The 12781-nt window shown below is 52.5% G+C and carries 10 protein-coding genes; 4 read left to right on the forward strand and 6 right to left on the reverse strand.

Going from position 1 to position 12781, the window contains the following annotated elements:
- Positions 1-58 precede the first annotated feature (58 nt).
- The 3 genes from AC2215_RS24650 to AC2215_RS24660 form a co-directional block, all read right to left on the reverse strand.
- On the reverse strand, positions 59-1720 hold the full coding sequence (locus tag AC2215_RS24650) for an efflux RND transporter periplasmic adaptor subunit (RefSeq protein WP_486812675.1): 1662 nt from the start codon (positions 1718-1720) through the stop codon (positions 59-61).
- 117 nt (positions 1721-1837) lie between these two features.
- Positions 1838-2608: a hypothetical protein gene (locus AC2215_RS24655; protein ID WP_486812676.1), complete on the reverse strand. Its 771-nt coding sequence runs from the start codon at positions 2606-2608 to the stop codon at positions 1838-1840.
- A gap of 165 nt (positions 2609-2773) precedes the next feature.
- On the reverse strand, positions 2774-3595 hold the full coding sequence (locus AC2215_RS24660; RefSeq protein WP_486812677.1) for a TIGR01548 family HAD-type hydrolase: 822 nt from the start codon (positions 3593-3595) through the stop codon (positions 2774-2776).
- Between the two features lie 118 nt (positions 3596-3713).
- Between AC2215_RS24660 and AC2215_RS24665 the strand changes: the two genes are divergently transcribed.
- Together AC2215_RS24665 and AC2215_RS24670 are read left to right on the forward strand one after the other, a co-directional pair.
- Entirely contained in the window at positions 3714-4013 is a 300-nt protein-coding gene (locus tag AC2215_RS24665) for a 30S ribosomal protein PSRP-3 (RefSeq protein ID WP_486812678.1), read from the forward strand.
- Positions 4014-4224: 211 nt separating this feature from the next.
- Positions 4225-5538, forward strand: a complete 1314-nt coding sequence (locus tag AC2215_RS24670; protein WP_486812679.1) for a class I SAM-dependent methyltransferase — start codon at positions 4225-4227, stop codon at positions 5536-5538.
- Between the two features lie 285 nt (positions 5539-5823).
- On the opposite strand, the gene AC2215_RS24675 is transcribed toward AC2215_RS24670, so the two are convergent.
- The gene (locus AC2215_RS24675; RefSeq protein WP_486812680.1) at positions 5824-7686 is read right to left on the reverse strand and encodes an AAA-like domain-containing protein; all 1863 of its coding nucleotides are present in this window, start codon (positions 7684-7686) and stop codon (positions 5824-5826) included.
- 592 nt (positions 7687-8278) lie between these two features.
- On the opposite strand from AC2215_RS24675, the gene AC2215_RS24680 reads away from it, so the two are divergent.
- On the forward strand, positions 8279-9166 hold the full coding sequence (locus AC2215_RS24680; RefSeq protein ID WP_486812681.1) for an Npun_R2479 family HD domain-containing metalloprotein: 888 nt from the start codon (positions 8279-8281) through the stop codon (positions 9164-9166).
- A gap of 285 nt (positions 9167-9451) precedes the next feature.
- Here AC2215_RS24680 and AC2215_RS24685 read toward each other — a convergent pair whose 3' ends face one another.
- Together AC2215_RS24685 and AC2215_RS24690 are read right to left on the reverse strand one after the other, a co-directional pair.
- Entirely contained in the window at positions 9452-10411 is a 960-nt protein-coding gene (locus AC2215_RS24685) for an Npun_F2552 family protein (protein WP_486812682.1), read from the reverse strand.
- A gap of 394 nt (positions 10412-10805) precedes the next feature.
- Positions 10806-12077, reverse strand: coding sequence for a tRNA nucleotidyltransferase/poly(A) polymerase-related protein (locus AC2215_RS24690; RefSeq protein ID WP_486812716.1), 1272 nt, complete (start codon positions 12075-12077; stop codon positions 10806-10808).
- Between the two features lie 452 nt (positions 12078-12529).
- Here AC2215_RS24690 and AC2215_RS24695 point away from each other — a divergent pair, with 452 nt between their 5' ends.
- Positions 12530-12778: a Ycf34 family protein gene (locus AC2215_RS24695; RefSeq protein ID WP_486812683.1), complete on the forward strand. Its 249-nt coding sequence runs from the start codon at positions 12530-12532 to the stop codon at positions 12776-12778.
- The last annotated feature ends 3 nt before the right edge of the window (positions 12779-12781 follow it).

Consider the following 12781-nt stretch of genomic DNA (forward strand, 5'->3'; position numbering starts at 1 on the left):
TGCCACCAGGAGATCGGTAATATATTCTATCCTACTTAAAGTAGGATGAAAACAACCATCACTTTTCCCCCGTCACGATCGCCTTTCCATCCGCCATTTTCTGCAATCCCGATACAATTAATCGATCGCCCGGTTGCAATCCGCGAATAATCTCCGTTCGATCGCCCTGATTATCTCCCAACTCGACAGCAACTTTCTTCGCCACCAACTCCTCCGAACCCTCGGCCACGTAAACAAATCGTTGCTCCCCTTGAAAGACGATCGCATTAGATGGAACGACGATCGCGCTGGGACGTTCGCGAAACACAATTTTCGCAATAACCCCTCGCCCGTCTTTTAACTGAGGATTGTCATTTTCCACTAACACTTCGATCGGCTTTAGCTGAGAATCCGCATCGACACTTGGCGAAATAAAACTCACTCGTCCCACCCCCAACACTTCTTTTTCTTCCGTATCGAAGGTATCGAAAATTTCCACCGGCAATCCCAAATCCAGTTGAGCGGCTCTTTCCAGGGGAACCGACAAATTCAGCTTCAGCACCGAATTCTGAATCACATTCGTGAGTTCGTCTCCCTCCCGCAGGTAGTCCCCCACCTTGGGTTCGATATCGCCAATAATCCCGGAAATCGGAGCTACCAATACCGTTTCCCGCACTCCCACATCCGAGGCTTCCAGTTCTGCCAGGGCTAACTCCACATCCGCCTGCGCCTGGGCGATTTCCTCGGGAGTTGCCCCATTTTCCAACTCTCGCAACTCCTGCCGCACCTCTTCTGCCTCTGCTTGCGCCGTCGCCACCTCCGCCGCCGCCCGATCGATTTCCTCAGTTCGAGAACCGTTTTTCAGTCGTCGCACCCGTTCTTGGGCTTCGGCAACGGCGGCTTTCGCTTGCCCTAAATTCGCCTGTGCTCGCCGTTCTTCATCCAGTGCCGCATCGAGATCGTCGCGGGAAATCGCCCCATCCGCTTCGAGTTGGGTATTGCGCCGGACGCGATCGCGCGCCAAATCCAACCGCGACTCCGCTTCCGCCACGGCACTGTTTTCTTCCGCCACACTCGCTTCGGCTTCGGCAATCTCTTCCGGACGAGTTCCGGCTTTGAGTAAATCCAAATCCGCTTGCGCCTCCCGAACTTCCGCCTCCGCCCGATCGACCCGCGATCGAGCCTGGGCGATTTCCTCCTCCCGCGTCCCCACCTGAAGCTGCGCCAAACGCGCCTCGGCACGGCTCAAACGGGCTGCTGCTTGGGATACCTCCACCTCCGCTTCCGCGCGATCGATTTGGGCGATAACCTGCCCCCGTTCCACAAAATCCCCCGATCTCACGTAAATATCCACCAGCCGGCCGTCCACTTCCGCCCGCAACACCGCTTGTTCTTCCGCTTCTAAGTTGCCCTCGAAGCTTTCCGCATCCTGGAGGGTTTGGGGTTCGATGGGGGTTAGATCGACTTTCACCGGGCGACTGGGTCTACCTTCGGAGGGGGCTGCCGACTGGGTTTGGGATTGCCGTCCCTGCCAAAATCCCACACCTCCCGCCAGGACGATCGCCATCACCAAAATCACCCACCAGCGCATCGGAGGTGGCGGTGAGGATTCGGCTACTCGTAGGGGTTCTTGGACCGGTTCTTGGGCTGCTTCTTGGGGATGCTCTTCGATCGGGGTTTCGAGGCGATCGATAGACTCAGTCGATTCAACAGTGGAGGATGGGCGGTGAGAGTTGGTCATGATTCCCCGGTAGATGTGGCGGTGCGCAGGCTGGTTTGCGTTTTGTTTACGATTCTTAATTATTGTATCGTGACGCAAATTGGAAAATTTGGCAGGGAAGCATTCAGGGATTAGCCGTCAGCCATCAGACTTTTTCTCTGAATTGAAGATCCAAGGTCGTAAAATACCTTGAATTCTAGCCCGAATTTCATCATCTTTTTGTTTTAAAATTTTGTTAGCGATGGTGACCGTTTCCACCATTTCGTAAGCGGGTCCGGCGTTAGCGATCGCCTCTACTTCTGCCAGCTTTCCTGACTCGATATAGTCAGCAGTTGCCTCATCAACCTTCCATGCCGTTGCCCCGATCGTATAATAGGAAACTTGGGCAATATAAAGCCCCTCATCAGGGAAATCTCCCTCGCTACAAAGCAGATCGATCTGACAAAGAATATCGTAGAGTTGGTGTTGGAGTTTTGTTGCCAGTCGAATGGACTCTCGACTGGGTTGTAAAACCCAACGTTCGGACACTTCGACGGCTTTTGAAAAATTCTCAAACCATTCTTCTCTAGGAAGTCGATCGAACCATTCCATGTTCCCATTCGTTGACCGATTTTTGTCGGAATGCCAATCGCTGATACAGGAGTGCCAATTACTCAGGCAATCCCGTGCAAAAGGGAAACAAATACGAACCAGAGCCGCTTTTCCTCCCATATTCAAACCGTAAAGCCAACTCCTTAGATCTCCCAGATTTGGTGACTCCCGAACATCAACTAAAGTTTTCGCGTCTAAATCTCCCAAATACGCTGCAAGTTCTAATTGTTTCGGTGAAACATTACCTCGATCGAGTTCCTCTTTGAGCCATTCGAGTCGATTTTGCGAGTCACTATTTGAGCTGTTTATGTATTGCATTAAATCGATTGACCTCCCCTTGAAAATTTAAAGAGATATAGCCATCTCCAAGGCAGTTCGGACACCAAACATAGCGTGCATTTTTCCCATTCTTCCTCTGCTCCCTCTGCACCCTGGAGCCTCCCCTGCCTACGATTACTGTTCCCTAACCATATGGCGATGTAGCTATAGGAGCGATCGAATCTTCGCCCCATCCAACTGCTCGATATTCTCCAAAACTACCGCAGCCCCCGCATCTTCGAGTAACTGAATATACGCCTCGCGACGTGCTGTAGACGTTTGGACGTGAGGGGGTAAAATACCAACCGCAATCCAGCGACGATCCCGATACAATTTCGCGGCTTTTTCGACAGTATACAAATCGGCAACGGTATCTCCCGCATAGAGAACGGGCTGGTTCTGGCAATCGGGATGCTGTTGTTCCAGTTGTGCCACCGTATCGAGCAATCCCGTCGGATCGGGTTTTCCCGGTGCATCTTCCATCGCTACCAGCGTCGGAACTGTCAACCCCAAACGTTTTTCTAAAATGTAACTTGCCGAACCCCGTGTCGCGCCGCTAAAAAAGCCCCAGGCGATGTCCGAAGCCGTCAGTCCCTCAAAATACTCCCGACGCACCAGTAGCGGTTCCTGGCAAATATACCCCGTCCATCGATCGGGATTTTCCGGGTCTTCCCCTCGATAGCGGGATTGGAAAAATGCCACCAACTCGTCATAATCGATCTCGATCTCCGAGCGATCGCGTCCGAGACTCTCGAAATACCGATATACGAACTCCTGAGACCCTTCCCAGTCGTTATTCCACTGTCCCTCTGCTTTGAGGCGATCGATATCTTCGGGAGTCGGGCGAAATGCGCCCCCAGTAAACTGTTCCACCGTGTCGGCGAGGGCGCGGCGATAAGACCCCCCCACATCCCGAATCACCCCATCGATATCAAATACGGCGATCGCGCCAGTTTTAGCCGTCATTCTCTTGGATTCTTGACTCATCCCCTATTATTTCCCCAATTGCAACGTGGGAATGCCTTTCCATCCCCGACCTGAATGTAGTATAGTAAATGTTTGTAAAACTTTATATGCAACGTTAAGTTGGTCTGTGGAGGTCTGATTGTCCAGATTCATTCTTAAAGTTCTCTGGCTAGATGATAATGTCGCCCTAGCCGTCGACCAAGTAGTCGGCAAAGGTACTAGCCCCCTCACATCCTACTTCTTTTGGCCTCGGAACGATGCTTGGGAACAGCTCAAAGCCGAAATGGAAGCCAAACACTGGATTTCCGAACTCGAACGAGTCGAACTTCTCAACAAAGCCACGGAAGTAATTAACTACTGGCAGGAAGAAGGAAAACGGCAACCGATGGCTGTCGCTCAAACTCGTTTTCCAGAAGTTACGTTTACCGGGTGTAAATAGCCCCAGTTTCGAAAAAACTTTTGTACCGATGGCAAAGTTTTAGGAAACCCGTTTTCGCAATCGAAAGCGGGTTTTTGGTTGGAAGGGGGTGTGGGGTGTAGGGTGTGGGGTGTGGGGAGAAACGACAGACAACGAATTCGGAAGCGCGAAATCTGCGCAGAGCGCAAGCTATGCCAACGGAAACAGAAGAAATATAGCCTCCCCTACCCCCGTGTCCCCAAATCCCGTCACCGAACCCAATCTTCTCCACAAATCCCTCCTAGCAGGTCTGCCCTTTTGGTCTGCCGTTCGCGGGGAGGTTGCATTTCCCTGCGAACCCGATCGGCAAAAAGCGGACCTCCAGCGATTGCAGCAACTGTTCGCTCTCCTGGGGAATCCTCTATCGCCCTCGGAATGGAGTCAATTTTGTCAGGCATTTGCCAGCAAGCTAGAAGAAGGGTATCGCGATCGCCAGTGGCTGGTTTTTAGCTACGAAACCGCGCCACCCTGCCAAGCCGGAATAACCGGTCAGTTGTCGCTGGTGACCGATCGACCCAAAATCCACGGCACCTGGAGTCTGCCCTGCGTTCCCACCCTCATCGATCGCTACGTCGAGCAATTCGGGCAGCTGTTTGCGATTTTGGGTCAACCCCTATCCGATCGCGAACGCATCAGTTTCGGGCGGGGATTAGTTGCCGAACTCGCCAAAGGCTATCTCGCCTCACCCTACTCTCGCCTCATCGTCGAATACCAACCCGCCTCACCCCCGCGAAAAGGGTTAGCCTGCCGCGCTGCCACCACGATCGAAACCCTTGCCGAACGGTGCGATCGATTAGCTGCGAACCACGACGAACCCTTCTTCGGTCGCTATCCCGATGCCAAAGCGATCGCCGTTGCCCGGACTCTGGCGGGAAACCCTGCCACGACTCCCATTCTCGATATCGGTGCGGGAACCGGGCGCAATACCCTGCCGTTGGCGCGTTTAGGACATCCCGTGGATGCGATCGAGTTATCGGGCGAGTTCGTCGCCAAATTGCAACGGGAAGCCGATGGCGAACGGTTGAAGGTGCGGGGGACGGTGGGCGATATACTCGATGGGCAATTGTCACTGCTTCCCCAACGCTACCAATTGGTGGTGTTATCGGAAGTGATTCCCCATTTCAACGCCACGGAACAGTTACGGCATTTGATGGAAAAGCTGTGGGAGGCGATCGCACCGGGGGGGTGGTTGCTGTTTAGTCTATTTTTAGCCGCACCCGGATACGAACCGGATTTGCTCGCCCAGCAAATGAGCCGCGTCACCGATTCGTATATTTTTACCCGAGCGCAACTGGCCGAGGCGATGGCGGATTTACCTTTCGAGATCGTTTCCGAAGAGTCGGTGGTGGAGTACGAACGAACTCACCTCGCACCGGAAGCCTGGCCGCCGACGGATTGGTTCGTACCCTGGGCGAAGGGCGATCGCTTATTTCCTCTGTCCGAAGGCGTTGCCCCGCTCGAATTGTATTGGGTTTTGTGCCGGCGAGGGTCGCTTGTAGAAAGCTGAGGGCAAAATAGAGCGATCGTCAGCAGGGAGAATCTCCTTGCGGGTGAGTTGGGTACTTCATTCCCCATTCCCCATTCCCCATCCTCACCGGTCACAGTCTTATCCAAAACTGACGTTAATAGCATCGAAATCGAAAAATTATCACTGTGGCAGTTGTTATAGCTATATGCCGTCGTGTTAGAACACGCGGTGGGAGCAAGTATTTTCCATTCCCCGTTCCCCACTCCCCATTCCCTATTCCCCATGGCTGAAAATTTGTAATGAAAAGGGTACTTATCTATAACTTTAACTTTTCAATCCCTCCCCCAAACGATCGACGAAATACTGCCGATATAACTCAAAGCGAGGCATCACGTAATTGCCTTGCAAGTGAACCAGTCCCATACTGTGCAATTTGAAGGCGATCGCCGATTCGAGTTCGACAGCAGTAGAACTCGCGATCGCCCGACCGAAAGCATCGGCCAGTTCCGGGTGCTTCTGCAAACTCCAAAGGTGGCGGCGCAGGTGGTCGCCGTAGAGTCCCGCTTCCGTTGCCGCCGTTTGCAATAGCGCTTCGAGGGTCAGTTGTCCTTGGGCAATGTGGTACAGTGCCAACCGCACGAGATAGGGATGACCCCCCACCAATCCCATCAATCTCTCCACCCGATCTTTAGACCACTGGAGTCCGTGGCGTTGGGTGATATCGCGCACCTGTTCGATATTGAACTCTGGTAATTCGATGGGCAATCCGACGTTAAATGGCGATTGGTTGACATTTAGGGGAACGTACACTTCCGTCGAATGAACCACCACCAAGCGCAACCGCTGCCACAACTGGCTGTTACCATCGCCGTACCCCGCCTCTTCGTACCAGGCACGCAGCAAGCCGAAGAAATCGTCGGCAATTTTGGGATGTTGAAAAACCCGATCGACCTCATCTAAACCCAACACCAGGGGGGCTTCGGTATCGCACAGCAGACAATCTTCAAAATAGGCCGTACAGTTGTCTTTGCTGCCAAAATAGCTGCTCCAATGTTCGTCGACCTGGTAAGGCAGCCGCAGCTTCCAGGCAATCTTGGCACAAAACCACTGCAAAAGCTGGTTTAAATTGGTGAAAACAGCCGTATCGGCGTGTTGAAAACTGAGGGGAACCGTTCGATATCCGCGCTCGCGAGCATCGTAGAGAATGCGTGCCATCAGGGAGGTTTTACCCATTTGGCGGGGGGCTTTAATCCGGATTAACGCCCCGGGTGTGGCAATCTCCTTGTAGCAGAGTTTTTCGTTGGGCGATCGCTCGATGTAAAACGCACTTGCCAGTCGCACCTGTCCGTTGGGTAGTTCCGGTTCGGCAACGGGTAAGGGTAACGAATCGAAAATCGCCGGGATTTTGCCAGTTTCACCCGTGGCATCCAATGAGGATTTTAATGCCGTCGGTGGCGGTGCCATCTCGTTTCGATCGAGCAAATTCAAAACGGCTCGGATGAGTTCGAGGGTATCTGCACGGGAGTGCCATTCATATTGATAGCTGTGGTGGAGGTACTCCCGCAGATCGTGGTTGAGCGGGAAATCCCAGGGACAATCGATCCGAATGGCGATCGCCATGGGTTTAGATGTCCCCCGAGCATCCCGTAATTCTTTGATGCGTCGCAACTGTTCGATGGCCATCTCGCGACCGGCGGAAGGGGGAGATAACAAAAGGATAAAGTAATCGCATTGTTGCAACTGTCGATCGATGTGGGTTAATTCATCTCGACCGAGATTGGTTTGATATCCGGCGCGCACTGCAATCCGACTCAGTTCGACTGCCAAACTTAAATCTGGCTGTTCGGCTCGGTAGGAAATAAAGAGGGTTTTGGGTTGCGAGCGCGACTTTTGTTCCGGTTCGATCGAAGCAGCAGTCTTTCGCCAATCGTCATCATGATGCGCTCGTTCTATCGCACCTTTAATTGTCTTTTTTTTAACTTTTTCTCCTAAAACCTGAGAGAGTTTTTTCCAAAGTTTGTATCCAACATCTTTTTCAATGTATTGAGGGTTGATCGGATAAATTTTTTCGTAAGTTTTCCCTTCCCAAGACCCCAAAAAAACTTTACGCTCGAGATCGCTTAAATGTTTTCCCGTTTTTTCAAACGTTAATCGATCGATAAACTCTAAGGCGACTTGTCTATCCATCACGACAAAATTGGTAGCGATAGGCTCGATTTGCGAGGAGAGAGAGAGACCGCGGTCGAGCCAAACGAACCCACCACAGTGAATTTGTCAAAGCGATCGCAGTTTTTTCGAGATCTTGCCAACCCAAACCCAGGGTCGTTTAATTTTACAGCAATCTTTCCTCAGCGGGTACGAACTCCGTCTATTCACCCAGGACCGTTCACAGCCGAGAGGGCGAATTTTGGTCGTCAGCCTGGGCGATCCCGACCTTATACCCGCTGTTTGCCCATTGTTGAGGCAAGGATCTCCGAAATCGGTATTTTTGGCAAACTGTTTTGTAAAGATTCTAGTAACAATAAGCAATTTTACTGATTTTCAACAGCAGTTGCTCGGACTCACATCGCTACCCATTGAAAATTTCATGAGATTTTATGAGATTTTATGAGGTTTTTTCAAATGAGTCGCCAACGGGTTGTAGAAGCGCTTAAAGGCTCACTAAAATATAAAAAATCTATGAGTTTTCCTGGTTCCATCTTTAAGAAAGTCATGCCAAACTTTTGATATGGCTTTAGGGTAAGCTAACTCTCCTGACAGACCGGGGTACAAAATCGATATGTACAATCCAACACGACTGACGATCGATAACTTTATCGCTCGTTTACAAGATAGTTATCATCATATTTATGGTGGTTTTAATGCCAACTATACCGAGCTGATTGCCTGGGTCGGTGGCATGGCACTCGAACAAATTGCCAATAGCGATGCCCTCTATCACAATGTCGAACATACGATTTTCGTGACGTTAGTCGGGCAAGAAATTCTGCGAGGCAAGCATATTTCCCATGGCGGAATTTCTCCCGAAGAGTGGCTGCACTTTACGATTGCCGCTCTATGTCACGATGTCGGTTACGTCAAAGGCGTTTGTCGTCGCGATTCGGCAGCCGATCGATTGTACGCCACGGGAGTCAACGATCGCATTGTCGCACTGCCCCCAGGAGCCACGGATGCTAGCCTCACCCCCTATCATGTCGATCGCGGTAAACTCTTCATCGAGGAGCGTTTCGCAAGTCACAGGCTCATCGATACAGAATTCATCAAGCAACTCATCGAACTGACTCGTTTCCCAGTTCCAGTCGGGGAATTCCATCGAGATACGACTGATTTTCCCGGCTTGTTGCGGGCTGCCGACCTGATCGGACAACTGGGAGACCCGCGCTACTTGCACAAAATTAGCGCTTTGTTCTACGAGTTTGAAGAAACGGGGATGAACCAAACCCTCGGATACCGACATCCGGGAGATTTACGTCGAGGCTACCCCGACTTTTACTGGAATGTGGTCCATCCCCTCATTCAAACAGCCTTGGAGCATCTCGAAGTCACCCAAGAAGGTCAAGAAATTATTGCCAGCTTGAATTCTCAAGTGTTCAAAGTGGAACACGAAGCGTATAAAAATTTGCTTTGGTCTAGACGCATGGAGCTGCAAGGGTCTATGGCCGGGTAAGATTGCGTTTGGTTCAATGCTGACTATTCCGGTTCAAGTGAGCATCGGGGGCATCGGGAGCTTTGGGGGCGTGGGGAACGGTCGGACCCCGAGTTCGCGCGACAGACGCCAGGGAACGCTCCCCTTGCGCAAGGAAACGCCGACCGAGAGACTTAAAAGAAGAGATGGCTCGGGTTGCGCTTAATTCCTACACCCCACACCCCACAACCCTTGACCGATAGCACATAAGCAAAACCTGTCACCAATGGGGATTGCGTCTTCAAGTCTTCAACATTAAACCCATGCTTAGCGCTTCCCATAGGCATTCATGGGTTCCTTAATCCAGCGAATGTAGAGATGTTTAAAGGTCGAACGGGCAATTCGAGGCAACCCAAAATCAATCGGGGCGATCGCATCGGGGAGTTTCCAGTCCGCGAACTGCAATTCGCGGGGATGGGATAGGGGAAATTCAATTTCGCTGAGTTCCGGACACAACCCCAGCCGTTGAGAAGCCGCAACGGTTGGCACGATTTCCGGTTCGACTTGGAGGATATCGAGCAACGCGCGATCGAGGGCGAATACGTTTCGGGATGCCCCTAAAACCCCCAGTTCGCGAGGTTCGCCGCCACTGGGACCGTTGCCTTCGTGACCGATAATCCCATCGATAATCGTTAAATTGGGAGCGAGGGTGCGGGCGGTTTCGACCAACATCGTCCCAAAGCGATCGGCATCCTTACCAGCTTCGACGTGCCACCATGCCTTCATCTTACCGGGAACGCAACCGAAAAGATTCTTCACCCCCAACGTCATCGTCAGCTGCATGTGAGATTTAACTTTGGGCAAATTAATCAGCACGTCGGCTTCCATCGCCTCTTTACTCAATCGCAGATGGTTGAAGTCACCTTCGCTCGTTTGATATCGCTGTCCGCGAAACTCCACGATCGGAATGTCGAACTGTTTGAGGAGGGGCAAATACCCATTAGCTTCGGCAACCCCCCGGGCGCTACCAAAGGCGGGACTGTCACCGAGGAAGGGTTTTCCCCCAACCTCTTTCACCATCTGGGCAACGACAACGACCAACTCCACGCGAGTCACGCATTCTTTCGTCGGACGCGCTCCGGTGAGAAGATTGGGCTTGAGAAGAACCCGATCGCCTCGGTTGACGATCGCTGCCATTCCCCCCATCGGTTCGAGCAAGGTTTCCACAAGCGATCGCAGCGAATCGAGTTGGTAGGAACGCGCTGGAATTAAGCTGACAACTGGCATTTGGATTCAACTCTAAAGAAATGTAAGGATTTAGCTTTGATTTTTACACAGATAGCTGTTTGCGCTCTTGACGCTACGAGTTTCTCGGGAAGGGGGAATGTGATGGGGAGACGGGGAGACGGGGAGACGCGGGGATGGAGAGTGTGAATTACGCCATGAAAATTCAGCCATGTGAACATCCCGTTCGGTTGAATACTTCGCGCTTCACCGTGAAGTGGGGTGTTGGGTGTGGGGAAAATTCATCTCCCTTGTCTCCCTTGTCTCCCTTGTCTCCCTTGTCTCCCTTGTCTCCCTTGTCTCCCTTGTCTCCCTTGTCTCCCTTGTCTCCCTTGTCTCCCTTGTCTCCCCCTCTCCGCATCCGGAGCGTCCGAAGCCTCCCCTGCTCCCGAAGCTCTCACCCACTCTCTTCCACCGATTGCAAGATTTTGGCAAATTCGATCGCCTCGCCGGGGGTCGAAATTTTACCTTGAGCGCGGGCAATCTGAACTGCTGTTAGCAGACGACCGATTTGCGGACCTTTGGGAATATCGATCGCCTGCATCAAGTCTTTCCCACTCACCAGGGGTTGCGGGTGCGCCACCGGATCGTCCGGATCGAGGTAGCGCGCGACTAAGGGGGCGATCGCATCTGGGGAAACACCGGAGGCGAGGGCAAAGACTGCAAACGCCGGCAACACGTCACCGATCCCTTTAAACCAGAAAAATAGCTCCCGAATCGATAATTGTTCGATCGCTTCGGTGGAATTGGCTTGACTCCAAGCCGCGAGCAAGGAGACAACGCTGCGAATTTCCGGACGAGAATACTTCAGTCGCAGAAGTTCCCGTTCCGCGAGTTGGGGGTCGGGTGCTACCAAAGTGGCGAGTTTGGCGATCGCGATGCCGGTGGTTCTCAAGGTGGGACGAATTTCTCGCATCAGGAGGGGGGCTAAATCCGGGTGAGCGGCGATCGCCTCTTCCACGACCCGATCGATTTGTGACAGCCGCGCGATGCCCTCTGCACTCGCGGATGGAAACCAAACACAGAGCAATCTATCTTCCCAGGCGCGAATCAGCCATGGCGTCCCCTTTGCCGTTCCCAGGAGGTAGCCGCATTCGGAGTTGACCCGTTCGGCGGCCACCCGCTCCAGAAGCGGGGCAAATTGACGAATAGCCGCCTCGGTATCCGGTTCCAGGGTAAACCCCAGTTGCGCCGCTTGTCGGTACGCCCTTAGCAATCGCAGGGGATCGTCTTTGAGATTTTCTGGGGTCACCATCCGCAGGCAACGGCGCTGCAAATCCTCACGACCGTCCAGGGGGTCGAAAAAGGTTTTCGCGTGCGGATTGTAGGCGATCGCGTTGGTCGTAAAATCCCGGCGGTGCAAGTCGGCTTCGAGGGTTTCCCCTTCCTGCTGGGCAAAATCTGCCGTTCCCGCTTCAAACACGACGCGGGCAATCTGTCGCTGGGGATCGAGCAGAACAAATCCGGCATTGTACTGGCGGGCCAGTTTGCGAGCGGTTTCTACAGTATTTTCCGGCAGCACGAAGTCGAGATCGAAATAGTCCGACGCGCGATCGAGTAAGGCATCACGCACCGCACCCCCGACGAGATACGTCGATGGGGGCAACCATTCCAAACTAAAGGGCCAGGTTTGAGGAGATAGAGTACAGATGGTGCTGCGAGGAAACATTAGCACATTGGGATAAGTGAGTAGAGAGGATATGTAAGTCGTTACATTGGTGAGTTAGAGACAAGCGACCGTCGGCTTCGGTAGCTCTTGGGGGTAGAGCTTACAAGGATGGGTTTTTTAGATTTTGGTGAATGTGAGCGGGGGGAGCAAAACCTTCAACATCATGTTGATTCCCGACGAGAGATTCTGCTGCAAGAGACGCTTCGCGAACCCATCTATTGCGAAAAGCATTCCCTTGAAAGCAGAGAAAGCTCGGCTGGCCCAGCGGAACCTAAATTTTCTATTATCCCCCTTATTCTCTCTGGGCGTACTGCGTCACCTCGTCTATTCCCTCATCCCCAATTTAAATGCGCCCCCACCGAGGGGCCAAATGACTTAACGAAACTCCATTGAATGCCCCAGAAATGGATTTTCTGCCTAAGATATAGGAACAAATCCCTGGAGGTCGAATTATGTGTATTTGCGTAAACTGTCACTATGTCGATCGCTGTCTAACGTACCACGCTGTTGAGATGCAGCACCAACAGCCGCATCTAACCAGCACCCCAGATTTTGAACCCGTCGAACCGACGATAAACGTCAATATCCGTCCCCAGGAAGATCTCGTCGAGATGGAATGGGATGTCGTCGGCTGCGAGAGCTTTAAGCTAGAGCAGGGAAAATGGTCTCAACTCCGTCCGGGAGAGTTGGTTCCGACCTGAGCC

This window comes from Zarconia sp. (assembly GCF_057467645.1).